Source organism: Pseudomonas sp. AM8, assembly GCF_036346475.1.
GTDB lineage: Bacteria > Pseudomonadota > Gammaproteobacteria > Pseudomonadales > Pseudomonadaceae > Aquipseudomonas > Aquipseudomonas marginalis.
The window spans coordinates 162,778-189,011 of record NZ_JAOTNX010000003.1; the positions used below are offsets into that span (position 1 = coordinate 162,778).

At 60.7% G+C, this 26,234-nt stretch carries 26 protein-coding genes; 12 read left to right on the forward strand and 14 right to left on the reverse strand.

Annotation, left to right across the window (positions count from 1 at the left end; all coding sequences use genetic code 11):
• Position 1: 1 nt before the first annotated feature.
• From V3W40_RS10195 to V3W40_RS10215, 5 genes are all read right to left on the reverse strand, one after another.
• Positions 2 to 1,228 (reverse strand): ATP-grasp domain-containing protein, encoded by a 1,227-nt coding sequence (locus tag V3W40_RS10195; RefSeq protein ID WP_330214971.1) that lies wholly within the window; start codon positions 1,226 to 1,228, stop codon positions 2 to 4.
• 3 nt (positions 1,229 to 1,231) lie between these two features.
• Positions 1,232 to 2,413: an MFS transporter gene (locus V3W40_RS10200; protein WP_330214972.1), complete on the reverse strand. Its 1,182-nt coding sequence runs from the start codon at positions 2,411 to 2,413 to the stop codon at positions 1,232 to 1,234.
• An 8-nt stretch (positions 2,414 to 2,421) separates the two neighbouring features.
• Positions 2,422 to 2,736 carry a Rieske 2Fe-2S domain-containing protein gene (locus V3W40_RS10205; RefSeq protein WP_065924709.1) on the reverse strand — a complete coding sequence of 105 codons (315 nt, stop codon included), beginning with the start codon at positions 2,734 to 2,736 and terminating at the stop codon, positions 2,422 to 2,424.
• A gap of 12 nt (positions 2,737 to 2,748) precedes the next feature.
• On the reverse strand, positions 2,749 to 4,128 hold the full coding sequence (locus tag V3W40_RS10210; RefSeq protein WP_242001066.1) for an iron-containing redox enzyme family protein: 1,380 nt from the start codon (positions 4,126 to 4,128) through the stop codon (positions 2,749 to 2,751).
• 269 nt (positions 4,129 to 4,397) lie between these two features.
• Complete coding sequence (locus V3W40_RS10215; RefSeq protein WP_330214973.1) at positions 4,398 to 5,684, reverse strand: mechanosensitive ion channel family protein; 1,287 nt, start codon at positions 5,682 to 5,684, stop codon at positions 4,398 to 4,400.
• A gap of 193 nt (positions 5,685 to 5,877) precedes the next feature.
• Between V3W40_RS10215 and V3W40_RS10220 the strand changes: the two genes are divergently transcribed.
• Positions 5,878 to 7,224, forward strand: coding sequence for a DEAD/DEAH box helicase (locus V3W40_RS10220; protein ID WP_027603770.1), 1,347 nt, complete (start codon positions 5,878 to 5,880; stop codon positions 7,222 to 7,224).
• Between the two features lie 48 nt (positions 7,225 to 7,272).
• Here V3W40_RS10220 and V3W40_RS10225 read toward each other — a convergent pair whose 3' ends face one another.
• Positions 7,273 to 7,548, reverse strand: coding sequence for a hypothetical protein (locus V3W40_RS10225; protein WP_065940618.1), 276 nt, complete (start codon positions 7,546 to 7,548; stop codon positions 7,273 to 7,275).
• Between the two features lie 154 nt (positions 7,549 to 7,702).
• On the opposite strand from V3W40_RS10225, the gene V3W40_RS10230 reads away from it, so the two are divergent.
• The 5 genes from V3W40_RS10230 to copD all read left to right on the forward strand — a co-directional run bounded on the left by V3W40_RS10230 (position 7,703) and on the right by copD (position 12,088).
• Positions 7,703 to 8,092 (forward strand): hypothetical protein, encoded by a 390-nt coding sequence (locus V3W40_RS10230; RefSeq protein WP_017134854.1) that lies wholly within the window; start codon positions 7,703 to 7,705, stop codon positions 8,090 to 8,092.
• Between the two features lie 130 nt (positions 8,093 to 8,222).
• Complete coding sequence (locus V3W40_RS10235; RefSeq protein WP_330214974.1) at positions 8,223 to 9,938, forward strand: copper resistance system multicopper oxidase; 1,716 nt, start codon at positions 8,223 to 8,225, stop codon at positions 9,936 to 9,938.
• Positions 9,939 to 9,948: 10 nt separating this feature from the next.
• A complete protein-coding gene (locus V3W40_RS10240) occupies positions 9,949 to 10,773 on the forward strand; it encodes a copper resistance protein B (RefSeq protein WP_330214975.1) in 825 nt (274 codons plus the stop codon).
• Positions 10,774 to 10,823: 50 nt separating this feature from the next.
• On the forward strand, positions 10,824 to 11,210 hold the full coding sequence (copC, locus tag V3W40_RS10245; protein ID WP_027603774.1) for a copper homeostasis periplasmic binding protein CopC: 387 nt from the start codon (positions 10,824 to 10,826) through the stop codon (positions 11,208 to 11,210).
• Positions 11,207 to 12,088, forward strand: coding sequence for a copper homeostasis membrane protein CopD (copD, locus tag V3W40_RS10250; RefSeq protein WP_330214976.1), 882 nt, complete (start codon positions 11,207 to 11,209; stop codon positions 12,086 to 12,088). The genes copC and copD overlap by 4 nt, the downstream gene beginning before the upstream one ends.
• On the opposite strand, the gene V3W40_RS10255 is transcribed toward copD, so the two are convergent.
• From V3W40_RS10255 to V3W40_RS10265, 3 genes are all read right to left on the reverse strand, one after another.
• On the reverse strand, positions 12,085 to 12,951 hold the full coding sequence (locus tag V3W40_RS10255) for a DUF6279 family lipoprotein (RefSeq protein ID WP_315871620.1): 867 nt from the start codon (positions 12,949 to 12,951) through the stop codon (positions 12,085 to 12,087). The two genes, copD and V3W40_RS10255, sit on opposite strands and share 4 nt — an antisense overlap.
• Positions 12,952 to 13,018: 67 nt before the next feature.
• The gene (locus V3W40_RS10260) at positions 13,019 to 13,741 is read right to left on the reverse strand and encodes a TorF family putative porin (RefSeq protein ID WP_330214977.1); all 723 of its coding nucleotides are present in this window, start codon (positions 13,739 to 13,741) and stop codon (positions 13,019 to 13,021) included.
• Positions 13,742 to 13,947: 206 nt separating this feature from the next.
• On the reverse strand, positions 13,948 to 14,127 hold the full coding sequence (locus V3W40_RS10265; RefSeq protein ID WP_003193095.1) for a hypothetical protein: 180 nt from the start codon (positions 14,125 to 14,127) through the stop codon (positions 13,948 to 13,950).
• A gap of 322 nt (positions 14,128 to 14,449) precedes the next feature.
• Here V3W40_RS10265 and V3W40_RS10270 point away from each other — a divergent pair, with 322 nt between their 5' ends.
• The 3 genes from V3W40_RS10270 to V3W40_RS10280 all read left to right on the forward strand — a co-directional run bounded on the left by V3W40_RS10270 (position 14,450) and on the right by V3W40_RS10280 (position 17,438).
• Positions 14,450 to 15,286 (forward strand): CvfB family protein, encoded by an 837-nt coding sequence (locus V3W40_RS10270; RefSeq protein ID WP_027603778.1) that lies wholly within the window; start codon positions 14,450 to 14,452, stop codon positions 15,284 to 15,286.
• A gap of 113 nt (positions 15,287 to 15,399) precedes the next feature.
• Positions 15,400 to 15,798: a DUF2177 family protein gene (locus tag V3W40_RS10275; RefSeq protein WP_330214978.1), complete on the forward strand. Its 399-nt coding sequence runs from the start codon at positions 15,400 to 15,402 to the stop codon at positions 15,796 to 15,798.
• A 197-nt stretch (positions 15,799 to 15,995) separates the two neighbouring features.
• Positions 15,996 to 17,438: an NCS1 family nucleobase:cation symporter-1 gene (locus tag V3W40_RS10280; protein WP_027603780.1), complete on the forward strand. Its 1,443-nt coding sequence runs from the start codon at positions 15,996 to 15,998 to the stop codon at positions 17,436 to 17,438.
• Here the strand turns inward: V3W40_RS10280 and V3W40_RS10285 are convergent.
• Positions 17,350 to 18,558, reverse strand: a complete 1,209-nt coding sequence (locus V3W40_RS10285; RefSeq protein ID WP_330214979.1) for an MFS transporter — start codon at positions 18,556 to 18,558, stop codon at positions 17,350 to 17,352. The two genes, V3W40_RS10280 and V3W40_RS10285, sit on opposite strands and share 89 nt — an antisense overlap.
• Before the next feature lie 103 nt (positions 18,559 to 18,661).
• Here V3W40_RS10285 and ptrR point away from each other — a divergent pair, with 103 nt between their 5' ends.
• From ptrR to V3W40_RS10300, 3 genes are all read left to right on the forward strand, one after another.
• Positions 18,662 to 19,555, forward strand: coding sequence for a putrescine utilization regulator PtrR (ptrR, locus tag V3W40_RS10290; RefSeq protein WP_065924698.1), 894 nt, complete (start codon positions 18,662 to 18,664; stop codon positions 19,553 to 19,555).
• Between the two features lie 143 nt (positions 19,556 to 19,698).
• A complete protein-coding gene (locus tag V3W40_RS10295) occupies positions 19,699 to 19,821 on the forward strand; it encodes a PA1414 family protein (protein ID WP_330214980.1) in 123 nt (40 codons plus the stop codon).
• Positions 19,822 to 20,245: 424 nt separating this feature from the next.
• A complete protein-coding gene (locus V3W40_RS10300) occupies positions 20,246 to 21,853 on the forward strand; it encodes an NAD(P)-dependent oxidoreductase (protein WP_330214981.1) in 1,608 nt (535 codons plus the stop codon).
• A gap of 65 nt (positions 21,854 to 21,918) precedes the next feature.
• Here the strand turns inward: V3W40_RS10300 and V3W40_RS10305 are convergent, their stop codons facing one another.
• Genes V3W40_RS10305 through speB form a run of 4 tightly spaced genes read right to left on the reverse strand, consistent with a single transcriptional unit; the run spans position 21,919 to position 26,234 of the window.
• Positions 21,919 to 23,301 (reverse strand): sodium:solute symporter, encoded by a 1,383-nt coding sequence (locus V3W40_RS10305; RefSeq protein WP_330214982.1) that lies wholly within the window; start codon positions 23,299 to 23,301, stop codon positions 21,919 to 21,921.
• Between the two features lie 24 nt (positions 23,302 to 23,325).
• A complete protein-coding gene (locus V3W40_RS10310; protein WP_065924695.1) occupies positions 23,326 to 24,840 on the reverse strand; it encodes a purine-cytosine permease family protein in 1,515 nt (504 codons plus the stop codon).
• 21 nt (positions 24,841 to 24,861) lie between these two features.
• A complete protein-coding gene (locus V3W40_RS10315) occupies positions 24,862 to 25,284 on the reverse strand; it encodes a YybH family protein (RefSeq protein ID WP_065946848.1) in 423 nt (140 codons plus the stop codon).
• Complete coding sequence (speB, locus tag V3W40_RS10320; protein ID WP_027603787.1) at positions 25,284 to 26,234, reverse strand: agmatinase; 951 nt, start codon at positions 26,232 to 26,234, stop codon at positions 25,284 to 25,286. The genes V3W40_RS10315 and speB overlap by 1 nt, the downstream gene beginning before the upstream one ends.

Here is a 26,234-nt window from a genome sequence, read left to right on the forward strand (position 1 = left end):
CTTAGCCCCACAGTTTTTTTCGCAGGTTGGCGGTACTGGTGTCCAGTTGCTGCGCCGAAGGGCTTTGCAGCCAGAACAGCCCTGGACAGGTGGCGAAGTCGATCGTGACCGGCGTGGTATCGCCGGCGCTGAGGAAATAACGGTGCCCGCAATAGGCCTCGTCCGCCTGGGCGCTTTGTATGGCCTGGGGTGAGGGAGGAGCGAAGGCATGGCGTTCATCGGAACAGAAGAAACCGATCCGGCCATGGCTGATCTGGCTCACCGCATCGGCCTCGGGGCGTGGGTGGCCGAGGTAGCTGTCGATCGACAGTGACAGCAAGTCGGGGTGATACACCTGCTGGAACAGCAGGGGCGCGATGCCGCCGTGCAAGCGACCGCCGGCCTCGATCATCACCGGCCCGGCCTCTGACCAGATGATTTCCATATGAATCGGCCCGACCCGCACGCCCAGGGCCGCTGCCGCCTGGCGCGCGTAATCGGTCAGCGGTTGCAGTTCTTCAGCCCGCGGGTCGAGGGTGTCGAGGCTTTCGTAGACAAACATGCTGCCGTTCTTCTGGATCTTGGTGTACTTGCAGACGCTGGCAACGACGTAGGTGCCGTCAAAGGCGACCATATCCACCACGTACTCCGGTCCCGCTATGAACGACTGCACGATAAAACCGAGGTTGACTTCGCCCAGGTCGTTTTTCTGCTGCCAGGCCGCGTTTTTCAAGGCGGTCTCCACTTCGCGCTTGCCTTGGGCAAACACCACGCCTTCGGTGGCGGCCGAGTTCAGCGGCTTGACCACATAGGTGGCCGCCTCGTCGAGTTTGGCCAGCACTTCGCCGATGCGGCTCGGTGAGCTCAGCAAGTGCGAATCGATGTGGGCCAACTGGTATTTTTTCAGCGCCTGCTGCATGGAGAACTTGTTGCGTCGCAGGTCGCTGGTGATACGGCTATTGCCCGGGATGTCGAGCAGCTCCGTCAGGTAGTCCGTGAGGTAGATCGCGGTTTCGCAACCGGCGATCACGGCGCTCGGTGACAAGGCTTCCAGGGTAATCAACAGGCTCTCTTCCCAGGCATACACCTCATGGAAGTTCTCTGTGATCAGGTCGTTGGTGAAGTGTTCAGGCAAGGCGCGTGTGGAGATCACGGCGATGCACCGTATGCCCTGTGCGTTGAGCAAGGGCGCGTAGAGTTTGCCCGTGGAGAACGGGTCAACGATCAGTACGGTTTTCACGTCGTGCATTCCTTATTCCGTGGTGGCGGTGGGCGCGGCGGCCGGGGTCAGGTTCCACGCCAGTACGGCGGTGGCCAACAGGCCGGCGGAGACGATCATCAACAGGCGGGCGCCTTCGAGTCCGAGAAATCCCGAGGTGGTGAAGAACGTCAGGATCATCGGTGCCGAGCCACTGACCAGCAGGTAGTAGAGCGAACTCTTGGCCGCGATCACATCGGCTACCCGGGCGTTGGGCGCCGACTCGATCAGGGTTTTACGCAACTGGATCCGTAGGCTGTTGATGCAAAAACCCAGCAGGAAGGCCGCGGCCATCATCACGTAGAGGTTCTGGAAGTAGACGATTGCCACGTCCGCCAGTATCACCAGCGAGATGGCTCCGTAGCTGTTGAGCTTGATGCGCGGCAATACCGCGGCGCTGAAGGCGCCCAGGCCGGCCAGGCCACTGGCGACGCCAAACAGGGTGGCATTCCACTCATTGAGCTTTTGAAAAACGATGGGCACCAGGCTGTTGAACGCGCCGATATGGAAGCCGATCATGCTCAACACGATGATCAGAATGTAGAGGTTGCGCGGCAGGTCCAGCGGTGGTGCATTGGAGGCCCCAGTGGCCTGTTCGGCGGTATGTTCGTTGGGGTTGTCGGCCACCAGGAGAATGGCCGCGAGCGAGAGGATCGCCGCCAGGCTGATGATCTGCAGCGTCTGGTTGACCGAGAACACATCCACGATCAACCCTCCCAGCAGCGCACCGCCGAAAGCACCGATCTGGATGGAGGTTTGCATCAACCGCGCGCAGGTATCGCTGTCGGTGAGGCCGGCCAGCACCAGCTTGGTATTTTTCGATTCCAGGGTGCTGATGGTGAAGTAGTCGGTGACGCCCACCACGAACGCGATGGCCAGGAAGCCGATCGGCAGCAAGGCGGCCTGGGTAAACGACAGCCCCAGTACTGCGGCGAAGGCCGCCAGGCGAATGTACAGCAGTCGTTTCAGGCTGAGCTCAATGGTAAAGAACTTGCCGATGTACTGTTCGCACAAATAGGGCACCACGGTCGCCACGCACAAGGTGGCGCCGACCAGGAATGTTGAACCGGTGGTCTCCAGGCCGAACCAGACCATCGCGATGACAATCGCCATGTCGAGGCCGGTGAACAGGGTCACGATTGAATAGAACGCGGTCAATGTCGATTTAGTATTCATGGGCTTCATCAGTTGTAGCGGGAGATTTTAAGCAGCGGCACACAGCGCTCGGTGTCGCCGACGACGGTGCTGATCTGGTTCCTGACGCGCACCGTGGGCAGTGCTTTTTTTTCCAGGTTGCAGACCTTGTAGGCGTTGTCGTGCCAGGGACAGATCACGCTTTGGCCGTCGCCTGTCACTTCGCCCATATGCAGCGGGCCGCCACGATGGGGGCATGCGGTGGGCAGCAATTGCGTCGAATACGCATGACGCTTGAGAAAGTAGGTTCTTTCCCCCACGGCCACATAGTTGGCGTGGGTGATATTCAGGCTGATGGCTTTCATTGGGTTGCCTACTCAGATGGCGGTGACGGTGTACGTGCAGGACGGGCTGGTGATGCGGGTGCCGTGCAGCATTCCCTTGGGAATTACCACGCCTTCGCCGGCCTTGAGGCGCACCGTCAGTTCGGGGCTGGCGACGAACTCCAGCTCGCCTGATTCGACCCAAAACAGTTCGTCATTCGGGTGGGTATGCAGCACCGACAGCTCGTGTTCGGTCTCGGTAATCCTCAGGTCCACGGGTTTGTGGCCCTGGAGCGCCGCTGCCTGTGCGCGATGCTCATCGAACGCGTCATGCCAGTTGATATGGGCATACAACTCTTCGTCGGCGATGTCCTGAAGCAGCCTGAACTCTTCAAAGCCGCGAATAAGGTCGGGGATGATCTGGGGGCCGAACTGCTTGATCATGGGAATGATCAGGCGCTGGAGGGCCATTCTTCCGTGGTGCACATCGATGTGGGCATGCTCATCGAAATAGCCCGTGGAGACGCTGCCGTTGAAGATGGTCTTGATCGCGCGTGACTGGTGCTTGGTGGTCAGCGCCAATGTAGCTTCGGTGTAGTACATGGCGCCGATATAGCGGAAAAGCTCGCCATGGTTGGCCGATACGTAGTGGAAGTAGTTGGTGAGCGACAGCGACGCCGGCGTATAGAACTGCCAGTAGTGGTGCACGTGATGGGACATGCCCATGTCCTGGAGCATGTCTTCAAAAATGGTGCTGTGCTTCTTTTTGTCGACGCCGTAGCCATACTCGTCGATCAGGATCTTGAACAATTCGCTGGTGTACACACCGCTGTTGCCCAGTACGTTGCGGGCCATGGCCGATGCTTCACTGAGGAAGTCTCCCGCACATTGCGTCATGAAAAACCTGGCGGCTCGCTCGGGATGGCGGCTGGTGGTCAGCACTTCATGGAGTTTGGACTCGGATCGGGCGACGTCATCCAATACTTTATCGGTGTGGGCGATAAAAGAGTCCAGGCACCAAGGGCCATTGATATGTACTTCTTCCTTGAGCCAGTTGTACAAGTAGTGTTCCAGCAACGGGCGGATCTTTTTGCCACTGGCCGCGTGCTGCGGATCATAGAAACGCTTGAACGCCTTGAAGTCCAGTTCCAATGGCGGCTTGGGCAAGAAGACCAGGTCTTGTTCGTAGATATTCAATAACAACCGCTGTGCCAATAGATGCTGGCTGTTTGAAAGCTGGTCGCTGGTCAGGCAGGTGGTGATGATTGAATCGGTTACGTCCTGCGGCCGCGAAGGGCGCTGGTAGGGGTTTTGGGTATAAAAATCGTGGGGTTGAGCAAAGGCGCCAGCACCACAATAGTGGGTCAATGCTTCGGCATTCGAACTTAATACAAAGTCTGCTGCATTATCGGAAAGCTGAGTTGTCCATAACATGAGGGGGGCCTTTTGCTGGCGTTGTTTGATGGCCAGATGCTAAGGCGTGGATTTTTTTTAAAACAGATTAGAAATAGTGCGCGCAAGTAGTGAAATTCACTAAAGGCGTAGGAGAAATTTTCTTTATGGAGTGGGCCCGTTGAATAATCGGCAGCAGCGGCTATACATAGACGCTGGCTTTTATCGGTCGTGTTTAGATGAATACGGTTGCGCCCATCGTCCTATATAGCGACGAGGCGCTTACCAGCCCCTCGTCGATATCGTTGTCACTACGCCGGGGTTTCCAAGGTTCGGGCAGTGCCTGCCAGGGCCAGTATCCCGGTGCGCAAGTCGGTGCCGCTGGGTTGCTGGTACAGGTTCAATCCGAACTCCGGCAACACGGCCAGCAGGTAGTCGAAAATATCCCCCTGGATCCGCTCGTAATCGGCCCACACGGTGGTGCGGGTAAAGCAGTAGATCTCCAGCGGCACGCCCTCGGCGGTGGTTTGCATCTGGCGCACCATGCAGGTCATGTTCGGCTGGATGTCCGGATGGCTTTTGAGGTAGGCCAGGGCATACGCGCGGAAGGTGCCGAGGTTGGTCATGCGCCGGCGGTTCGCCGACAGTTGCGCGCTGTGGCCCTGGGCTTCGTTCCAGGCCTTGAGTTCGGCCTGCTTGCGCCCGATGTAGTCGGTGAGCAGGTGCACCTGGGTCATGCGCACTTCTTCATCGTCACGCAAAAAGCGCACGCCGCTGGCATCAATAAACAGGCTGCGCTTGATGCGTCGCCCACCCGAGGCCTGCATGCCGCGCCAGTTCTTGAACGATTCCGACATCAGGCGCCAGGTCGGGATGGAGACGATGGTCTTGTCGAAGTTCTGCACCTTGACCGTGTGCAGGGTGATGTCCACCACATCGCCATCGGCGCCGACCTGGGGCATTTCGATCCAGTCGCCGACGCGCAGCATGTCGTTGCTGGTCAATTGCACGCTGGCGACGAATGACAACAGCGTGTCCTTGTAGACCAACAGGATCACCGCCGACATCGCACCCAGGCCCGACAGCAGCAACAGTGGCGAACGGTCAATCAGGGTCGCGACGATGATGATCGCGCCAAACACGTACAGCACCATCTTCGCCAACTGCACGTAGCCCTTGATCGAGCGGGTACGCGCGTGTTCGGTGCGCGCATAGATGTCCAGCAGGGCGTTGAGCAGGGCGCTCATGGCCAGCATCAGGAACAGGATGGTCAGGGCCAGGGCCACATTGCCGATAAACAGGATGGCGGTCTTGCTCAGGTCCGGCACCAGGTACAGGCCGAACTGGATCACCAGCGACGGCGTCATCTGCGCCAGGCGGTGGAAGACTTTGTTGTGCCGCAGGTCGTTGAGCCAGTGCAGCGCCGGTTGCCGGCCGAGCAATTTGACGGCGTGGAGGATGAGGTAACGCGCCACCCGTCCGAGCAGCAGGGCCACCACCAGCAACACCAGGCAACCGAGGCTGGCATGCAGCAGCGGGTGTTCGTCGAGGGTGCCCCAGAGGTCTTGGACGTTGAGCCAGAGCTGTTTGATATCCATGGATGAAACCGATTCTTCTGTAAGACAAGACGGCGCGATTAGAGCATTTAAGTGCAACAAAGTTGATGCCGTGGACAAATGCTCTGACAAAAAAGCAACTGATTAGCGCCGTTCGCGTAAAGACACTCGGTTTGGACGCCCGAAACCGGTACCCTATGCAGCTGATTTTTTGTATTTCTTCGAGGTAGCACCCGTGTTTTCCCAATTCGCCCTGCACGAACGCCTGCTCAAAGCCGTGGCCGAGCTTAAATTTGTCGAGCCTACGCCTGTGCAGGCAGCGGCCATCCCGCTCGCGCTAGAAGGGCGTGACCTGCGGGTGACGGCTCAAACCGGGAGTGGCAAGACCGCCGCTTTCGTGCTGCCGATTCTTAACCGCCTGATCGGCCCGGCCAAAGTCCGCGTCAGCATCAAGACCCTGATCCTGCTGCCGACCCGCGAGCTGGCCCAGCAGACCTTGAAGGAGGTGGAGCGCTTCTCGCAGTTCACCTTCATCAAGTCCGGCCTGATCACCGGTGGCGAAGACTTCAAGGTCCAGGCCGCCATGCTGCGCAAGGTGCCGGACATCCTGATCGGCACGCCTGGGCGCATGATCGAGCAACTCAACGCCGGCAACCTTGACCTCAAGGAAGTCGAGGTGCTGGTGCTCGACGAAGCCGACCGCATGCTCGACATGGGCTTTGCCGATGACGTGCAGCGCCTGGTGGCTGAATGCGTGAATCGCCAGCAGACCATGCTGTTCTCCGCCACCACCGGTGGTTCGACCCTGCGCGAGATGGTCGCCAAGGTCCTGAACAACCCTGAGCACCTGCAGGTCAACAACGTCAGCGACCTGAACGCCACCACGCGCCAGCAGATCGTCACCGCTGACCACAACGTGCACAAGGAACAGATCCTCAACTGGTTGCTGGCCAACGAGACCTATCAGAAGGCCATCGTGTTCACCAACACCCGCGCTGCCGCCGACCGCATCTACGGCCGCCTGGTAGCCCAGGACTACAAGGCGTTCGTGCTGCACGGCGAGAAAGACCAAAAGGACCGCAAACTGGCGATCGACCGTCTCAAGGCCGGCGGCGTGAAGATCCTGGTCGCCACCGACGTCGCCGCGCGCGGCCTGGACGTGGACGGCCTGGACATGGTCATCAACTTCGACATGCCCCGCAGCGGCGACGAATACGTGCACCGTATCGGCCGTACCGGGCGTGCTGGCAACGATGGCCTGGCGATCTCGCTGATCTGCCACGGCGACTGGAACCTGATGTCAAGCATCGAGCGCTACCTCAAGCAGTCGTTCGAGCGCCGCACCATCAAGGAAGTCAAAGGCACCTACACCGGGCCGAAGAAGGTCAAGGCATCGGGCAAGGCCGTTGGCGTGAAGAAGAAAAAGACCGACGCCAAGGGCGAGAAGAAAAAGGCCGGTGCCAAGTCGCCGACCAAGCGCAAGATCGCCAACCGGCCGAAGACCGACAACCTGTCGCTGGTCAGCAAGGATGGCATGGCGCCGCTCAAGCGTCGCAAGCCAGAAGCACCCGCTGCCGAGTAAGGCGTGAGGGATGTGAAAAACCGGACGTTGTCCGGTTTTTTTATGGCCTCAGTTTTTCGCTTTGGCCGCCGCTTCTTTCAATTCCTTGAGGCGGGCGTCGATCAACTGGCACTTGTCGGGAAACTCCGCGCTTTCAGTATCCAGGTCCATCTTCTGCAGCTCGTCGTTCATCTCCTTGGCCTTGGTCGGGTTCTGCTCGGTGAGTTTGGCCACTTCCTGGGCCAGTTGCTCGCGCTTGGCCGTGGCCTCTTCCGGGGTGCAGGCCCAGGCGGGCAGGGCGGTGAGCAACGTGGCGGCGATGGCCAGGTTCATCAGGGTTTTCATGGTCGGACCTCCTTGGCGGTGATGCTCAGTTGAGGGGGCGAACGTCTGGAAAGTTCAGAGAAATGACGCCCGTCGGTTGGTATGAACGGCCACAGCCCCATAGGGTCACTCCTACAGACGGGCTACTTTCCTTAGGCCTGCAGGAGGAATCAGGATGACGACTTACAACTGGGATCTGATCGAACGTCTGCTGCATGAAGTGCAGAACGGCGAGGGCAGTTTTGCCCCGCGCAAATACGCCGAGCAGGAAGCGGCCGAGAAGGCCACGGCGGGCGAGTCCACCGGTAACCTGGATGCGCTGAAAAAGACCGCCGCGGACTATGAAGCGCTGTTGTTCAAGCGTGGGTTTATCGAGTCGCGGCCTGAGGAAGAAGGCGGTAACGGAGAGAATTTCATTCTGACCGCACTGGGCGCGCAGCTGTTGGCGCTGATCGACAGCTCCATCCCGGGCAATGATCATCCGCGCCAGGTGCTGGATGAGCAGGCCGATGCGTTGGACCCGGCGACCTTTGCAGAAGTGGCCTCCAAAGCGCAGATCGCCTGACCCCTCCATGCCCCGGCCCCCAGGCGGTGCCGGGCACGCCGAAACTGTCGGATCGGTAATCTGCCGCTAAGGTTGCTGACAGCCGGCGCCCCCTAATCTGCTGCCATTCAACTGACGGACTTGAATCGGCATGCACTCTACTACCTCCAGACGAACCTTCGTCAAAGGCCTGGCCGCCGGCGGCCTGCTCGGCGGGCTCGGGCTATGGCGCACGCCGGTATGGGCGCTGACAAGTGCGGGCGAGCCCACCGTGCTGGCGGGCAGCGAATTCGCTCTGTTTATCGACCAGACGCCGGTCAACCTCACGGGTCAACAGCGCACCGCGTTGACCATCAATGGCAGCCTGCCCGGCCCGTTGCTGCGCTGGCGTGAGGGCGACACCGTGACCCTGCGCGTGCACAACCGCCTCAGCGAGCCGACGTCGATCCACTGGCACGGCATCGTGTTGCCGTCGATCATGGACGGCGTGCCCGGCCTGAGTTTCAAGGGCATCGAGCCGGGTGGCGTGTTTGTCTATCAGTTCAAGGTCAGACAGCACGGCACTTACTGGTACCACAGCCATTCCGGGTTCCAGGAGCAGCAGGGGGTGTACGGCCCGCTGGTCATCGAGCCGTTGGAGCCCGAGCCCTTCACCTGCCAGCGCGACTACGTGGTGATGCTCTCGGACTGGACCGACGAAGATCCCGTCGCCCTGATGAAGACCCTCAAGAAGCAGTCCGATTACTACAACCGGCATAAGCCCACCGCGGGCGATTTCGTACGGGATGTGGGCAAGCAGGGCTGGTCGGCCACCGTCAGCGACCGGCTGATGTGGGCGCAGATGAAGATGAACCCTACCGACCTTGCGGACGTCAGCGGCCAGACCTACACCTACCTGCTCAACGGCCAGCCCCCCGGCCTCAACTGGACCGGGGTATTTGAGGCCGGGGAGAAAATTCGCCTGCGCTTTATCAACGGTTCGGCGATGACCTATTTCGATGTGCGCATCCCGGGGCTGAAGATGACCGTCATCGCCGCCGATGGCCAGCCGGTCAAGCCGGTCAGCGTCGATGAGTTCCGCATTGCGGTCGCCGAAACCTTCGATGTGCTGGTGGAGCCCACGGCAACGGCCTACACGCTGTTTGCCCAGTCCATGGACCGCACGGGTTATGCCCGTGGCACGCTTGCCCGCCAGGCGGGGGCGACGGCACCCGTACCGGCACTTGAGCCGCGCCCCTGGCTCACCATGGACGACATGGGCATGGGTGGGATGGATCACGGCGCCATGGCGGACATGCCGGATATGGCGGGCATGGATCACAGCGCGATGGGCGCGATGTCGATGCAGAGCCACCCGGCCAGCGAGCAGAACAACCCTTTGGTGGACATGCAGGCGATGAGCCCGGTGCCCAAGCTCGACGACCCGGGGATCGGCCTGCGCAACAACGGTCGGCGAGTGCTGACCTATGCCGACCTGCACAGCACCTTCGACGATCCCGATGGCCGCGATCCCACGCGCACCCTTGAATTGCACCTCACCGGGCATATGGAGAAGTTCGCCTGGTCATTCAATGGTGTGAAGTTCTCCGATGCCGAGCCCTTGCAACTGACCTATGGCGAGCGCGTCCGGCTGGTGCTGGTCAACGACACGATGATGAGCCACCCGATTCACCTGCACGGCCTGTGGAGCGACCTTGAGGATGAAAACGGCCAGTTCCAGGTTCGCAAGCACACCATCGACATGCCGCCGGGCTCGCGCCGCAGTTACCGGGTGACCGCCGATGCCCTGGGGCGTTGGGCCTATCACTGTCACCTGCTGTACCACATGGAAATGGGCATGTTCCGTGAAGTGCGCGTGCATGAATGAGGAAGCGAGCATGAACCGTCGGGTTTTATCTGTGTGTATCGCGCTGGCCGGGTGGGCATTCGGCTCGCTGGCGCAGGCCGAGGAGTTTCAAGGCATGAGCCCGGCGGTTCCGGCGTTGAGCGAAAGCCGTACGCCGATCCCGCTGCTCACCGACGCGGATCGCGCCGCTGTGTATAACGCGCCGGGCGGGCATGTGGTGCATGACAGCGGCATCAACTCAATGCTGCTGGTCAATCAGCTGGAATGGCAAGGCGGCGGTGGCGGTGGTGCGCTGAACTGGGACATCAAGGGTTGGCTCGGTGGTGACATCGACCGCCTGTGGCTGCGCAGCGAAGGCGAGCGCAGCGCCGGTCGCACTGACAGCGCCGAAGCCCAGGCGTTGTGGGGGCACGCCATCAGCCCTTGGTGGGACCTGGTTGGCGGCGTGCGCCAGGACTTCAAGCCCGCAGATAGCCAGACCTGGGCGGCGTTCGGCCTGCAGGGCATGGCGCTCTACGACTTCGAGGCCGAGGCGACGCTGTTTGTGGGTGAGTCGGGCCACACCGCGGCACGTCTGGAAGGGGACTACGACATCCTGCTGACCAACCGCCTGATCCTTCAGCCGACGGCCGAACTCAATTTTTATGCGCAGAACGATCCGCAGCGCCGGGTGGGCGCAGGCCTGTCGGAAAGCGAGCTGGGCCTGCGCTTGCGCTACGAGGTGCGCCGGGAGTTGGCGCCTTACGTGGGGGTGAGTTGGAACCGCAGCTATGGGCGGACGGCGCAGTACGCTCGCGACGAAGGCGAAGACATCAGCCAGCTGCGCTGGGTGGTCGGTGTGCGCCTTTGGTTTTAACCGGTTTCTTATTCCTATAACTCGCCGCCTTGAGCGGCCTGGAGCCTTGCATGTCGATGTTGAAAACCGCGTTAACAGGGGGGGCGCTGTGGGTCGGATTGATGATCAGCCTGCCGGCCTCGGCCCATCCGAAACTGTTGTCCTCCCTCCCTCCAGCCGGGGCCCAAGGTGCCGCGCCGGCCGTCATTGAACTGCGCTTTTCGGAGAACCTGCTGACGCAGTTTTCCGGGGCCAGGCTGACCATGACCGATATGCCCGGCATGCCCAATTCGCCGATGCCCATCAAGGCCAGTGTCGCGGCGAGCACCGACCCCAGGGTGATGCTGATCAAGCCGGCCTCTGCACTGGCTACCGGCACCTACCGGGTCGATTGGCGCGCAGTGTCATCCGACACGCACCCGATTACCGGTAACGTGGTGTTCAGCGTCCAGCCATGAGCGAATTGACCCAAGTCACACTGCGCTTTGCGCTCTATCTTGACCTGATGCTGTTGTTTGGCCTGGGGCTCTTTGGTCTTTACGGGCTCAAGGCGCCGGAGCGCGTGCTGCTGAATTTGAGGGGCCTGCTGCGGCTGACGGCTGGCGTCGGGATAGTGCTGTCGATGGCGTCGCTGTTGACGCTGACCCAGGCCATGAGTGGCGCAACGGATTGGCAGACGCTGTGGCCGCATCTGCACATGATGCTCTGGCAGACCGACCTGGGCTTGACGTGGTGGCTACGGATGGCGGCGCTGGTGGTGGCTGCGCTTGGCACTCGCCTGCCATTGGCCACGTTGTCGGGCGCCGCCGCGTTGGTGACGCTGGCGTGGACCGGGCACGGCGTGATGCATGAAGGCACGCTGGGTGTGTGGCACATCCTCAGCGACGGCGCGCATCTGTTGGCGGCCGGCGGCTGGGTCGGGGCGTTGACGGCGTTCGGGTTGTTGTCGAGGCGCACGTCTTTGCACGATGCTTATCACGTTCGGGTGCTGGCAAGGGCGCTGAAGGGGTTCGAGCATGTGGGAGCGGGATTTGTCGCGGTGCTGATCGGCACCGGGGTGGCCAACTATCTGCTGGTGGTCGGGCTGAATCTGGAGGGCCTTACCGGCGGTGTCTACGCGATCCTGTTGTGCCTGAAGCTGGGACTGTTTGGCTTGATGCTGGGGCTGGCGGCGCTCAATCGTTTCCACCTGACGCCGCTTCTGCAACGGTCCGTGGCGACCGGTGATTATGTCGCTGCCATGGCTGCGCTACGGCGCAGCATGGTGCTGGAGATGGGGGCAGGGGCGCTGATCCTCGCGCTGGTAGCCTGGTTGGGCACCCTGGCGCCCAATTAGGACTGCGCGCTTTTCAGGCATTTGAGCGCCTGGAAGTCACTGCGGACCTTGTCGATTTTCTGGGTGAGTTTCAGCCGTTGCGGCACGCTGCTGTCGGCCATGACGTCGACGATCAGGCTACGCGCGGCGGCTTCGGTCTGGGCATACGCCGCGCGATACTCCGGTGTCCACAGGCTTTCGCGGTCCACCAGCAGTTGCTGGATTTTCTGCGGGAAATCGGCGCTGTGGCGTTGCTGCACGGCGTCGATGAATTGTGCCTGCCAGTGGGCACGGTTGCCGATCCATTGTTCATTTTGCTTGCCCAGGCTGATGGACCAGGCCATGACCCGGTTCTTCTGGCTATCGCTCAGTGGCCCCATCCACGCATCCAGACGCTTGTTCATACGCTCGGCGCGGTCCTGGATCTGCTTGGCCAGCGGCGGCTTGAGGTATTCGTCCTGGCGTTTGCGCAGGTCCTTGGCCAGGGCATCGTTCATGTCGTTGACCTGCTGGTCATCCAGCCCTTGTAACAATTCAATCGCCGACGGGGTGATTTCCCGTGCCACCTCGGCAATCGCCTGCTTGGCCTCAACCGTGCGGGTTTGCAGCGCTGCATCGGTGACCTGGTTGCTCTCGACCATTGCTTGCAGGCGGTCGAGCCAGTCGAGGTAACCCGGCAATTGTGTGGTGCAGTGCCAGGCCAGGTGGTCCTTGAGCTTGTCGTTGAACCAGCTCTTCTGCCCGGCGTTCATGTCCAGGTAGTCGTTGAGGGTCCAGGGGATGATCACGTCCAGGTTGCGGTAGGCCAGGCCCACGCGGTTGCAGCCGGCGAGCACCAGGCTCAGGGTCAGGAATACCACCAGCAGTTTGAGCCGATGCAACATGGGCGTGTCCTTGCGCAGAGGGGAGTTAATGCATGTGAACCCGCGGCGCACGCGACAGTTCAGCCCATCAATAAAACGACCGCACCGCCTTCAGGGTCAACAGGCCATCGCATTGCGAATTGTGTCCGGAGTAGGCCGAACAATCGCCACCGCTGAGGCTGGAGTCGCTGTAGATCAGGTCCAGGTCGATGCCTTTCCAGGCGCGGGAGAACTGTACCGACCAGTCGCTGAAGCTGCTGATGGTGCCGCCCTCTACCGAAGCCGGCGTGCCCAGCTGATGGGTGGTGTATTTCATGCTGACGCCGATGCCGAAGGGCTGGGTACCGCCGAGGTCGGCGAACAGCGTGCTGTCCTGGCGTTCCGGGTCGTTGCTGAAGGAAGCGCCGAAACGATTGCCGAGTAGATTCAGACCGCCGTAGAACTCCTGGCTGTCGAGGGGGCTGAGCTTGGGGTAGCTGTAGTGGATCAGGCCGACTTCATAGCCCAGGGTCTGGTCGAAAGGGTGCTTGAACCCCATGTACGAATCGACTTCGAGAGTGCTGGCCGAGGACAGGCCCATGTTCGGCGAAAACTGGCCGAAGTACAGGCCGCTGTCATGGCTCAGGTCCAGCCCGCCATGGAACGAGTCACTGCCCGGCGAGGTCGGCTTGACCAGGCCCTGGGCCATGCTGCGGCTGGGGGTGGTGCCCAATTTCAGGTCGAAGTCGCCCAGTTCACGCTGGAAAATCTGCGCTTCGGCGAGAGGGCTGGCCGCCAGGATACTGGCCACGAAAATGCAGCGTTTAAGCATGCTTCACTCCATGAAAAGCGAGGAGCAGTAACGGAAAAATAGGGCAGATGCCCGTGCTAGACGTGTGCAAGCATACCGGCGAATGCCAGGAGGTGAGGCCCGTTCGTCGATTTGCACGTTCTGAAGGTGACGCGAGAGGGTATTTCGGGCTCTAGTCCTAGCGCCTTGAAGGCAAGACGCTTAGGGACCAGATGTGCTGCGCGGTATTACTTTTTACCCAGGCTGATCTGCTTGGACGGGCCGAAAGTCTGGCCGCTCACGCCCTTGGCAATTTGCTGGATTTCGCCACCGGACTTGAGGAAAGCAGCAATCTGGCTGTTGATCGATTCGCTGGTTTCAACGGCGGGAGCTGGCTTTGCTTTGCTGTTGGATGCTTTTACACGCATGGCGGCCACTAACCTGTAGAAAATTAACTTGGCCAGGCATCGTACAGGAAATACTTGACAATTGCTTGGTAAATATCCCCCGGGAATAAGAGCGGCAGCTGAGAACAGCCAAAGTTTATTTTTGATATTAGCCCCTAACTTACTGTTTTAACTCGAAACCATGGGCTGAGCCAGCACCGGTGGCGTGGCAAAATTCAGCCGAATGATCGGACGAGCGGGGCGGTGCCACTGGAACGCCAGGCAAACCCGCGATTTTTCAGGCGCGCGCGCGCGGCGAGGGCAACTCGGGTAGAATGCCGCCCACGCAATGAGGGTATTGGAAATGGCTTTAGTCGGGCGCTACAACAGCTTGCAAGTGGTTAAACACACTAACTTTGGTTTGTACCTCGATGGGGCGCAAGATGGCGAAATCCTCTTGCCTAATCGGTATATCCCCAAAGATATTCCCAGTGAAGATGAAGACTGGCTTAACGTTTTCATTTATCTGGACAGCGATGACAAACTTATCGCCACTACCGAAAAACCGAAAGTTCAAGTCGGCGAATTTGCCAGCTTGAAAGTCGTGGAAGTCAACAGCATTGGCGTGTTCCTCGACTGGGGGTTGCCAAAGGATCTGTTGCTGCCGTATTCGGAAGAGAAACGTCAGCTGACCGCCGGTGAATACTGCGTGGTGCATGTCTACCTCGACAAACACACCAAGCGTATTACCGCGACCGCGCGCCTCGACCGCTACCTGGACAAGACGCCGGCCAACTACGTCGTGGGCCAGGAAGTCGACCTGCTGGTCGCCGAAGCCACCGACATGGGCTTCAAGGCGATCATCAACAACAAGCACTGGGGCCTGATCCACAAGAACGAAGTGTTCAAGTTCCTGCGCCCGGGCAAGGAAGAAAAAGGCTTTATCAAAGAGATCCGCGCCGATGGCAACATCAGCCTGAGCCTGCAACCGGTCGGCCAGGAAGCGGCGTCCAGCCTCAACTCGAAGATCCTCGCCAAGTTGCGTGAAAACAACGGCAGTTTGCCGGTCAGCGACAAGAGCGACCCGGCGGTGATCAGCAACTTGTTTGGCGTGAGCAAGGGCAACTTCAAGAAAGCCATTGGTGCACTCTACAAGCAGGGCCAGATCGTGATTCACGCGGATCGCATTGAACTAAGCTGAGTGCGGTTTGCTCTTCTGTAGGAGCGAGCTTGCTCGCGAAAAAGGTCCATCCGACAGCGTGATGCGCCTGGAATATTTTCGCGAGCAAGCTCGCTCCTACAGAGGCTGCATCAATGTCCAAGAAGTCTGTCTTTGCCTACCTCGGCACCTTGCTTGCCTTCCTGGTCCTCGACGGCCTCTGGCTTGGCGTCCTCATGGGCCCGACCTACAAATCCCTGCTGGGCCCGCTGATGCTCGATCAGCCTCGCCTGTTGCCCGCAGTGCTGTTCTATCTCCTGTATGTCCTCGGTTGCGTGTTGTTCGTGGTCTTGCCCAGTGCCAGCTGGCAGCGCGCGGCGCGACTGGGTGCATTGCTGGGCCTGGTGGCCTACGGCACCTATGACCTGAGCAATTGGGCCACGCTGCAAGGCTGGTCCGGCGGGTTGGCGGTGATGGACATGGCCTGGGGCACCTTCCTCACAGCGGCCTGTTGCACGGTCGGGTACTTGTGTGCACATCGGGTGCACCGGTGATTGTGTACAGGATTAATCTGCACCGTTGCTGAGCGCAGTCCCCGTTACTAAAGCTCTGTGTAGCCCTTTGGAACGCGGGTTTAGAGGGATTGTGTGCTATTGGCACGTATTCTGCTGACTGTCTCGTATACAAACCATGCCGCCTCCCGTATGCACCCCGTGACGGAAGCGCAGGCCGGTATGACGAGGAGCCCGCGATGACCGAACAATTGCCCAAAGGCTACAGCCCCCGCCTGTACAACCAGGACCTGGGGCCGCTGCCGCAAAAGTGGACCTGGTACAACATCTTTGCCTTCTGGATGAGTGACGTGCACAGCGTGGGTGGCTATGTGTTCGCCGCCAGTCTGTTTGCGCTGGGGCTGGCCAGTTGGCAGGTGTTGATTGCCTTGCTGGCAGGCATTTGCATTGTGCAATTGATTGCCAACCTGGTGGCCAAGCCCAGCCAGCAGGCCGCCGTGCCCTATCCCGTGATCTGCCGGCTGGCGTTTGGCGTGTTCGGCGCGAACATTCCCGCCGTGATTCGGGGCTTGATTGCGGTGGCTTGGTACGGGATTCAGACCTACCTGGCGTCGAGTGCCCTGATCATTGTGGTATTGCGCTTTTTCCCACAGATGGCGGTGTTTGCAGAGCCGCATTTTGCAGGCCTGTCTTACCTGGGCTGGTTTGGTTTCCTCAGTTTATGGGTGTTGCAGGCGGCCGTGTTCTGGGCCGGCATGGAGTCCATCCGCCGCTTTATCGATTGGGCGGGGCCGGTGGTCTATGCGGTGATGTTTGCCCTGGCCGGCTGGATCGTCTGGAAGGCAGGGTGGGCAAATATCAGCTTTACCCTGGCGGAAAAATCCCTGTCGGGCTGGCAGGCGTTCGGCCAAGTGATCGTGGCGACGGCGCTGGTGGTGTCGTATTTTTCCGGGCCAACCCTGAATTTCGGTGATTTCAGCCGTTACTGCCGCAGCATGCAGGACGTGCGGCGTGGCAACTTCTGGGGCCTGCCGGTGAACTTCCTGGCGTTTTCCCTGGTGACCGTGGTGATTGTCTCGGGCACCTTGCCGGTGTTTGGCGAAATGCTCCATGACCCGATCGCTACCGTCTCGCGCATTGATAACAGCATGGCGGTGCTGCTGGGCGCTTTTGCATTTGTGACTGCCACCATCGGCATCAACATCGTCGCCAACTTCGTGTCCCCGGCGTTCGACTTCGCCAACGTCGCACCGAGCAAAATCAGCTGGCGCGCCGGCGGCATGATCGCCGCGGTGGCGTCGATTTTCATCACCCCGTGGAACCTGTTCAATAACCCGCTGATGATCCACTACACCCTGGATATCCTCGCGGCCTTTATCGGCCCGCTGTTCGGGATTCTGCTGGTGGACTTCTACCTGATCAAAAAGCAGAAGATCGACGTGGACGCGCTGTTCGATGACAGCCCGAGCGGGCGCTATTACTTCGACGGCGGTGTGAACTGGACGGCGGTCAAGGCGTTGGTGCCCGCGACGCTGGCGGGGGTCGCGATCACCTTCACGCCGGCGTTGCAGGGCATGGCTAACTTTGCTTGGTTCACCGGCTGCTTCCTGGGTGGGCTGTTTTTCCTGGTGTTGGCGCGGCGTGAGCAGGTTCGTGCGCCGGCACCGTTGGTCGCCGGCTGACCAACACCCCTCCCGCCACTGACAGGCCTGCACCGGCAATCACCAGCGCCGGTTGCAGGCCACCGCTCAGGTGACTGCTCACCGACGCCAGCAACGGCCCGCTCAATTGGCCGATGGCAAAGCTGGCGGTCAGCAGCCCGGTGTTGCGCTGATAGCCGTGGGGCGCAACGTCCCGCAGGCGCGCCATCACCAACTGCATGCAGGCCAGGAACGGCCCGCCGCACAGCAACACCCCCAGCGCCAGGCCCCAACCGTTGCCCAGCAGGCAGGCGAATACCCCGGCCGCCTGCAGCCACAATGTGGTCATAAGCCAGCGGCGGGTGGTGTCCGGGTCCTTTGGACGCAGGCTTGCGACCACTACCCCAATCGCCGCGGCCAAACCAAAGCAGGGCCAGAACAGATCAGCCTGCCAGGCGCCCTTTAATTGCGCGCTGGCCATCTGTGACAGGAAGGTCGCCGGAATGATGTAGCCCAGGCCGAACAACACGTAGATCCAGCACAGGTGGGTAATGCTGCCGTTGCTGGCCGTGTCGGCGTGGCTTGCAACAGGCGCAGTGACGGTGGACGGCTGTGGCAGGAAGGGCAAGATTGCCAGCAGCATCACCAGCGCCACTACCGCATAGATCAGCCACAAGGTTGCAGAGCTTTGGCCCAACAGGTTGGAGCCCAGCGCCAGCAACCCGGTCAACACAATCCCCAGCCCCGGCCCGGCGAACACCAGGGCGCCGAGGCGTGCACGCCCGGCGGCAATCGCCAGCGGCTGGCTCAGGCTGGTGATCATCACCAATGCCCAGGCACTTGCAACGCCGGTACCGAAGCGCAACAGCATGTGTGGCCAGAAACCCTGGGCCCAGTACGACGCCAGGGTCAGCAGCACGCACAACCAGAGCCCGCCATACAGGCGACCCCGCACATGGTGATGGCTGCGCGCAAAAATCGAATCCACCGCGCCCACGAAGTAGCCCAGGTAATTGGCCGCTGCGATCAGTCCGGCGTCGGTCAGGTCGATCTGGCCTTCACTGAGCAAGTGGGGCATTTGCGGGGTAAGGGCGAAGCGGCCAATGCCCATGGCCATCATCAGGGCGATAAAGCTGGCGAGTAAGCGGATGAGGGGTGACATGGTCGGGTGTCCTGCGGGTAAGCGAATACCGTCAGGCTAGAGCGGATTGACTTTCTGTAAAAATGAATAATAGTGAGTAACTTGTTCAGTTTTGGAGAAAGCCATGGAGTTCAGTCAATTGCGCATCTTCCAGGCCGTGGCGGAAGAGGGCTCCATCACCCGCGCTGCCGAGCGCCTGCATCGAGTGCCGTCGAACTTGTCGACCCGGCTCAAGCAGATGGAAGAACAGCTTGGCGTGGAATTGTTCGTGCGCGAGCGCCAGCGCTTGCAGCTTTCTCCGGCGGGCAAGGTGTTGCTGGACTACAGCACCCGTCTGCTGGCGCTGCATGATGAAGCCCATGGCGCCGTGCAAGGCGGGCAACCGGCCGGCAATTTTGTACTGGGCAGCATGTACAGCACGGCAGCAGTGCATTTGCCGAAGCTGCTGGCGTGCTATCACAAGGCGTATCCGATGGTGAACCTCCAGGTGCTGTCGGCGCCCAGCGGTGAACTGCTCGAAGGGTTGATCACCGGTCGCCTGGACGCCGCATTTGTGGACGGGCCCATCACGATTGCCTCCCTGGACGGTGTGGCCCTGTGCGAAGAACGCCTGGTGCTGATATGCGAAGCCGACCACCCACCGGTGCGCGGGCCACAGGATGTTGCTGGCCGTTCGGTGTTCACTTTTCGCCGCAGTTGCGCCTACCGCACGCGCCTGGAAACCTGGTTTTCCCACGAGCACGTCGCCATGGGGCGGGCGATTGAGATCGAGTCTTACCAAGGCATGCTCGCCTGTGTCATCGCCGGTTCAGGGGTGGCGCTGATGTCCGAATCCATGCTCGACAGCCTGCCAGGTAAGGACAGCGTGTCCGTTCATCCGCTGACAGGGCAATTTGCCACTGCGACGACCTGGCTGATGTGGCGAAAGGGTATGCTCGGCGCTAACCTCAACGCATGGATCGACCTGCAGCAAGAGGGCAGGGCCGAGGTCCTGCAAGACGCACGTGCGATTGCTTGAGCGATCCGTCAGGATTTGCATCAATTCAGTAACAGTTCGTTGTGGTTTCATTCAAGCAATACGTAGGACTTAGGGCTACTATCAATGTAGGAAAAGGCGACAGAACTTGCGCCGACCAGCATTTCCCTCAAAGGGGGCAAACCATGAAAGAGAAAATCCAGAACTGGCTCCACGACCTTGGCGTTGCATTGGGCTTGATCGAGCCACCCCTGCAACCGGTGCCGATTCGTACCGATGACGAGCAGCGTCGTCCTCGCCGCGGATAATCTCTGGCTGAAGCAGGATTAAAGGTGGGGGCGAGTAAGCCCGCTCCCACCGTTTATTTTGCGCCAGGCAAAACCAGCGGGCGTGACATCCCACGTCGCAGCGTCCACACAGCGTTTCCAACGCCAGTCCTACCTCCCGCCGCCCCAGTCACCCTTGCCTCGGGCCTGCGCGATAGCCCCCTCACGCCATAACACTCACTCGCCCCTCGGTAGCTTGGGGGAGTAGTCCGAATCCATGCAGGTCAGTCAGGCCTCTGACCTTCACGTGTCGGAATCAGGCTACTTGTTCATCAGAATTGGCTGGCTTATTCAATTCAAACCATGAGCGTAGGTTGAGTTCCTCAACGGCCTTCCAATAACGCCCACCTTTATTGAAGGGCTCTCTGCGAGGCATCAGTCCGTCAGAAGTGTTGGAGACACAGCTATGAGGCTCTCTTCCATTCCGCCAGTCGCCGCGTCACTCATCGCCATAACCGGAAATATCCTGCATCTCGCACCGGTGTCGAGAGCCTGGAAAGCTCACGCACCCAGTAACGTGGTGTTCTTTCCCCCGACATTGACCAAACACGATCTGCTCATACAGATCGGTCTCCTGAGTCCATCGGCGATCATTGTCGGGGACCAGGCGATCGATGCAGACGTCATCGCTCAATGGCGCATATCCCACCCGTTTGGCGACCTCCATTTGATCCGCAGAGGTACGAGCCTGGATAAGGTGCGACTGGACCTTTGCGGCTCCAACGACATCCGCGTAGTCAATACGCCGGGGGTCAACGCGCCACATGTCGCCGCCTATATGGCGCGCTGGCTGACACTGGCCGATGGCTCCCTGCCGCGCGACATCTGTGTGCTGGGATACGGCAACGTGGGCAGGGAGCTGGTCAAGTTGTTGCTTGATCGAGATCCGGAGGTTCGGATCAAGGTATTGGATCGACATGGTCAGAGGCCGGACACTCTCGGCAGAGCCTATTCCGACAGCCGAGTGTCCTTTGGCGTGGACTGGTTCGAGGTGCTGGAGGGGGCTCGTGCCGTCGCTATCTGTTTATCCCTGAATGATGAGTCCACCCATCGCATTGATCGGGCCCTTATTCAGTGCCTGCACAGACAGGCTCGTCTGGTCTGCGTCGCCAAGCCGGATGTCTTCAGCGATGACGCTTTGCGGGCCCTGGCAACGGCTGAAGCTATCCAGCTTGTATTGGACTACGGGCCTGGGACACTGGATGCATTTCGGGTGCGCGCGCAGGCACTCGGCTGCAGTGTCTCCAAGTGGCGCAAACCGGCGACCCTGACAACCCAGGCGGCAATGACTGAAGCCTGCCATGGCGACCTTGACTATGCCGTCTCGATTCAACTGAGCCTGACCGCCTTGCGCTGCCTGGTCCGGCGCAAACTTGCCCACTCATTGATGATCCCCGCGCAACAGGCAGATGCCGGCGCGCCGCGCGTATCGATCATCGGTCGAGGCATCAACGGCCTGCTCCAAGCCGTGATGTTCCGCTTGGCCAATTATCAGGTCTCGGTCTACGGAGGACATCAGCAGAGCGATGGCGCCAGTCATAAGCAGGTGAACATGCGCCACCTTTCAGCCACGGAGACGACTGCAAAGCCGCTGGACAACGCTTATCTGACGCCTGGAAACCAGTACCTGGCCGTGGAGTGCAACCGTGCAGGCATTGAGCTGTTTGAAAAGTTTCTGGCCGACAATCCATCAATTGACGCATCGGGCGACGATCTGGGCATTGCGCATTTGATGGATGAGATAGAGGCGCTTTTGCGGCGCGCTGGGGTTTGGTTCCTGCCCCAGCATCTGAGTCCGGCCCGCATTGCTGAACTGAGCAGAGAACAGTTCGTCGTCACGGCCATGGAAGGAGAGGAGCCTGATGGACTGTCGATAGTTTATTGCTCCGCCTACAACCGCATTGCCGCCGGCGGAACGTATGCCGGGGGCACCACCCAGGGATTGGTGTGGGCCTCCTTGGTCGAGGAAATCATCCAGACTAAGGCGCCAGCAGTTTCCACAATGTACTCATGATAAAAAACGGGTGCGACATCCGACGTCGCACCCGCTGAAGAAACCGCTCCACTCCCCGTTATTGCTTACACCGCCCGAACCACCTCCGCCTCGGGCCGGTGTGACAACACACTCACCAGCACAAAACTCACCAGCGCCACTGCCAGGCTGTAGTAGATCGGCGTGTTCGCATCCAGGCCATCCTTGAACATGAACACCAGCGCCGTTACAAAACCCAGGCTCATGGAGGTGATTGCCCCCGACGTGGTCGCGCGCTTCCAGAAGATCGCGCCGATCAGCGGGATCAGCATGCCACCCACCAGCAGGTTGTAGGCCAGGGTCAGGGCGCTGATCACGTCATTGACCACCAGTGCGATGCCCAGCACGACGATACCGGTCAGCATCGTGAACAGGCGGTTGATTGCCAGGCTCGATTGTCTGCCGCCGCGCAGGCGTGGCAGCAGGTCTTCGGTCAATACGGTGGAGGCGGCGAGCAAGCCGGCGCTGGCGGTGGACATCATCGCCGCCAGTGCCGCCGCGATCACCAGGCCGCGGATGCCGTCCGGCAGCGAGACTTTGACGATGGCCGCGAACGCGTTGTTGACGTTGTCCAGGTCCGGAATCAGCACATGGGCCGCCATGCCGATCAGCGCACAGGCGAGGCCGTAAAGGATGCAGTAGAAGCCGGCGAAAGTGCCTGCGTACTTGGCGACCTTTTCGTCACGGGCGGTGAACACCCGCTGCCAGATGTCCTGGCCGATCAGGATGCCGAAGAAGTAGATCATGAAGTAGGTGATGATCGTGTCCCAGCCGATCGCGGTGAAGCTGAAGCTCGATGCCGGCAGCTTGGCCACCAGCTCATCCCAGCCGCCGACGCGGTACAGGCAGATCGGCAGCAGGATAAACATCAGGCCGACGGTCTTGATTACGAACTGCACGATGTCGGTGAGGGTCAGCGACCACATGCCGCCGATGGTCGAGTAGACCACCACCACACCACCGCCCAGCAACACCGAAATCCAGAACGGCAGGCCGAACAGCACTTGCAGCACGGTGCCGATGGCCAGGATCGAGGTCACGCCGATCATCAGCGCATAGGCCAGCATGATCACCGCACTCGCCTGGCGGGCCATGGGGTTGTAGCGTTTTTCCAGCACCTGGGTGACGGTGAAGATTTTCAGCTTGAGCAGCGGCTTGGCCAGGAACAGGTTCAGCGCGATGATCCCCATGCCCAACGCCGCACACAGCCAGAAGCCGGAGATGCCATGCACATAACCCAGGCGCACGGTACCGACGGTGGATGCACCGCCCAGTACCGTGGCGGCCATGGTGCCCATGTACAGCGACGGGCCCAGGTTGCGACCGGCCACCAGGTAGTCTTCGTGGGTCCTGGCGCGGCGCATGCCGTAATAGCCGAGCACGAGCATGCCGGCGGCGTAGATGAGTACGACGAATAAATCCAAAGCCATGACGGCGGGTCTCCGATTATTGTTTTAGGTAACAGGCGAACTTGTTGTGGGAGCGGAGCCTGCTCCCGCAGGGCTGCGAAGCGGACCCTTGGGGCCATACACCGAAGCCGGCTCCGGAAACACACGCAACAACGTCAGGTACACCACCGACGCCAACCCCAGCGTCACCGGCAGGCTGATATCGATGCCATCGGCCAGGTTGCCCAGCGGCCCGACAAACTGCCCCGGCAAGTTGACGAAGCACAGGCCCACCAGCGCACTCGGAATCCAGGCCCCCAGCCCGCGCCAGTTCCAGCCATGGCTGAACCAGTAGCGGCCGCCGGTTTCACCCCGGGTGAACACCTGCAGGTCATCCGGGCAGTAGAAGCCGCGACGCACGATCAGGCCGATGATCATCATCACCATCCATGGCGTGGTGCAGGTGATGATCAGCACGGCGAAGGTCGACACGCTCTGCACCAGGTTGGCGGCGAAACGTCCGATAAAGATGAAGGCAATCGACATCACCCCGATCAGCAGCGTGGCCTTGACCCGCGACAGCAGGCGCGGGAACACGCTGGACATGTCCAGCCCGGTGCCATACAGCGAGGTGGTGCCGGTGGACATGCCGCCAATCACCGCGATCAGGCACACCGGCAGGAAGAACCAGGTCGGTGCCACCGCCAGCAGACCGCCGACGTAGTTGTTGGCCGCGATGTAGTCCGGCGCCTTGATCGCCACGATGGTGGCGGTGGCCAGGCCGAACAGGAACGGGATCAAGGTGGCGATCTGTGCCAGGACTACCGCCAGCATGATGCGCATTTTCGGCGTCTCACGCGGGATATAGCGTGACCAGTCACCCAGGAACGCCCCGAAGGAAATCGGGTTGCTCATGGCCACCAGCGCCGCGCCGATAAAGGCCGCCCAGAAGCCGGTCTGGCCTAGGGCTACGGTGCCGGCGAAGTGGCTGTCGAAGGTCGGCGCGAACGCGAAGATGCCCAACAGAAACAGCAGGCTTGCCGCCCAGACCGCAATGCGGTTGACCCACAGCATGAAGCGAAAGCCGTAGATGCACACCGTCAGGACAAGCATGGCGAATACGCCGTAGGCCAGGCCCAGGGTCAGGTCGGTTTCCGGCAGGCCGATCAGCCGTTTCGCACCGCCGACCAGCGCATCGCCTGAACTCCACACCGACAGTGAGAAGAAGGCAATCGCCGTCAGCAATGACAGAAACGAGCCGACAATCCGCCCGTGCACGCCGAAGTGCGCACCGGAAGACACTGCGTTGTTGGTGCCATTGATCGGCCCGAACAGGCCCATCGGCGCCAGGATCAACGCACCCACCAGCACACCCAGCACAATCGCCCAGACGCCGGCCTGGAACGACAGGCCGAACAACACCGGAAAGGAACCGAGCACGGCGGTGGCAAAGGTATTGGCGCCGCCGAAGATCAGGCGGAACAGATCCTTGGGGGTGGCGGTACGTTCGTTGTCCGGGATCTGTTCGACCCCGTTGGTTTCTATTGTGCGAATACTTTTATCGTTGTTTTTATTATTCATGATCAGCTCCGATCACATTGGCTAAGGGGACGGCAGCCCTTCCGGCATAGCGGACAAATGTTCGTGACAGGCCAGCCACGGGCCTTCTTGTTGTTCTGTGCGAGATCCTTGGCGTTTGAAGACAATGGTCTCGCGTTCCTGGCTAAAGAATTGCTCCCCGTTCATGCGCAGCTCGGTGGCCACGTTATGGATAAATATCGCCACGTCACCCTGCAGGCTGACCACGGCGTTACTTGAGGTGCAGGACAGCACCTCAAATCCTTCATCCCGGCGCCAGCTGTCCCACAACGCCTGGTAGGCATCGCGACTGAGCAGCGGTTGGGGGAGGGTGTAGAACACAAAGCTGGCATCGGCCGTGAACGCGCCGAAGTAGGCGGCGCGGTCGTTACGCGCAAAGGCCGACACCAGGTCGGCGGCGGCTTTCAATACCTGCGGCACGCTCATCAGCGGTGCGCCACGCCAGGCAGTACGCAGAGCATCTCGTACAGCAGGTTGGCGCCCAGCAGCGAGGTGTTGCCGGTGGTGTCGTAGGGCGGCGAAACTTCTACCAGATCGCAACCAACCAGGTCGAGGCCCTGGCAGCCACGGATGATTTCGATCGCCTGGATGGTGGTCAGCCCGCCGATTTCCGGGGTGCCGGTGCCGGGCGCCCAGGCCGGGTCGATGCCGTCGATGTCGAAGCTCAGGTACACCGGGCCGCCGCCGACTTTTTCCCGCACCTCGGCCATCAGTGGCGCGAGGGAGTGGTGCCAGCATTCTTCGGCCTGCACTACGCGAAAGCCCTGTTTGCGGCTCCAGTTGAAGTCTTCGGCGGTATAACCCTGGGCGCGCAGGCCGATCTGCACCACGCGGTCGCAATCGAGCAGGCCTTCTTCCACGGCGCGGCGGAAGGTGGTGCCGTGGGCGATTTTCTCGCCGAACATATGGTCGTTGACGTCGGCGTGGGCATCGATGTGCACCAGCCCGACCTTGCCGTGTTTCTTGTGGATCGCCCGCAGGATCGGCAGGGTGATGGTGTGGTCGCCGCCCAACGTCATCGGGATCACGTTGTGCTCGAGAATCTCATCGTAGGCCTCTTCGATGATGCGCACGGCGTCCAGCAGATTGAAGGTGTTGATCGCCACGTCGCCAATATCCGCCACTGACAGCGAGTCGAACGGCGCGGCACCGGTGGCCATGTTGTAAGGGCGGATCATCACCGACTCGGCGCGGATTTCACGCGGCCCGAAGCGGGTACCGGCGCGCAGCGAGGTGCCGATGTCCAGGGGCACGCCGATAAAGGCCGCATCCAGGCCCTTGGCCGATTGCAGGTGGGGAAGACGCATCATGGTGGCGATGCCGGCGAAGCGCGGCATTTCGTTGCCGCCCAGTGGTTGGTGGAAAATCTTGTCCAC

Bases quoted from the DNA above. Each gene is read 5' to 3' on its own strand.
- V3W40_RS10310 (WP_065924695.1), bottom strand. From the start codon at position 24,840: ATGAATAATAAAAACAACGATAAAAGTATTCGCACAATAGAAACCAAC.
- V3W40_RS10240 (WP_330214975.1), top strand. From the start codon at position 9,949: ATGAACCGTCGGGTTTTATCTGTGTGTATCGCGCTGGCCGGGTGGGCA.
- V3W40_RS10200 (WP_330214972.1), bottom strand. From the start codon at position 2,413: ATGAATACTAAATCGACATTGACCGCGTTCTATTCAATCGTGACCCTG.
- V3W40_RS10305 (WP_330214982.1), bottom strand. From the start codon at position 23,301: ATGGCTTTGGATTTATTCGTCGTACTCATCTACGCCGCCGGCATGCTC.
- V3W40_RS10300 (WP_330214981.1), top strand. From the start codon at position 20,246: ATGAGGCTCTCTTCCATTCCGCCAGTCGCCGCGTCACTCATCGCCATA.
- V3W40_RS10285 (WP_330214979.1), bottom strand. From the start codon at position 18,558: ATGTCACCCCTCATCCGCTTACTCGCCAGCTTTATCGCCCTGATGATG.
- V3W40_RS10260 (WP_330214977.1), bottom strand. From the start codon at position 13,741: ATGCTTAAACGCTGCATTTTCGTGGCCAGTATCCTGGCGGCCAGCCCT.
- V3W40_RS10235 (WP_330214974.1), top strand. From the start codon at position 8,223: ATGCACTCTACTACCTCCAGACGAACCTTCGTCAAAGGCCTGGCCGCC.
- V3W40_RS10225 (WP_065940618.1), bottom strand. From the start codon at position 7,548: ATGAAAACCCTGATGAACCTGGCCATCGCCGCCACGTTGCTCACCGCC.
- V3W40_RS10215 (WP_330214973.1), bottom strand. From the start codon at position 5,684: ATGGATATCAAACAGCTCTGGCTCAACGTCCAAGACCTCTGGGGCACC.
- V3W40_RS10255 (WP_315871620.1), bottom strand. From the start codon at position 12,951: ATGTTGCATCGGCTCAAACTGCTGGTGGTATTCCTGACCCTGAGCCTG.
- copD (WP_330214976.1), top strand. From the start codon at position 11,207: ATGAGCGAATTGACCCAAGTCACACTGCGCTTTGCGCTCTATCTTGAC.
- V3W40_RS10270 (WP_027603778.1), top strand. From the start codon at position 14,450: ATGGCTTTAGTCGGGCGCTACAACAGCTTGCAAGTGGTTAAACACACT.
- V3W40_RS10205 (WP_065924709.1), bottom strand. From the start codon at position 2,736: ATGAAAGCCATCAGCCTGAATATCACCCACGCCAACTATGTGGCCGTG.
- V3W40_RS10230 (WP_017134854.1), top strand. From the start codon at position 7,703: ATGACGACTTACAACTGGGATCTGATCGAACGTCTGCTGCATGAAGTG.
- V3W40_RS10265 (WP_003193095.1), bottom strand. From the start codon at position 14,127: ATGCGTGTAAAAGCATCCAACAGCAAAGCAAAGCCAGCTCCCGCCGTT.
- V3W40_RS10195 (WP_330214971.1), bottom strand. From the start codon at position 1,228: ATGCACGACGTGAAAACCGTACTGATCGTTGACCCGTTCTCCACGGGC.
- copC (WP_027603774.1), top strand. From the start codon at position 10,824: ATGTCGATGTTGAAAACCGCGTTAACAGGGGGGGCGCTGTGGGTCGGA.
- V3W40_RS10280 (WP_027603780.1), top strand. From the start codon at position 15,996: ATGACCGAACAATTGCCCAAAGGCTACAGCCCCCGCCTGTACAACCAG.
- V3W40_RS10315 (WP_065946848.1), bottom strand. From the start codon at position 25,284: ATGAGCGTGCCGCAGGTATTGAAAGCCGCCGCCGACCTGGTGTCGGCC.
- V3W40_RS10210 (WP_242001066.1), bottom strand. From the start codon at position 4,128: ATGTTATGGACAACTCAGCTTTCCGATAATGCAGCAGACTTTGTATTA.
- V3W40_RS10275 (WP_330214978.1), top strand. From the start codon at position 15,400: ATGTCCAAGAAGTCTGTCTTTGCCTACCTCGGCACCTTGCTTGCCTTC.
- V3W40_RS10295 (WP_330214980.1), top strand. From the start codon at position 19,699: ATGAAAGAGAAAATCCAGAACTGGCTCCACGACCTTGGCGTTGCATTG.
- ptrR (WP_065924698.1), top strand. From the start codon at position 18,662: ATGGAGTTCAGTCAATTGCGCATCTTCCAGGCCGTGGCGGAAGAGGGC.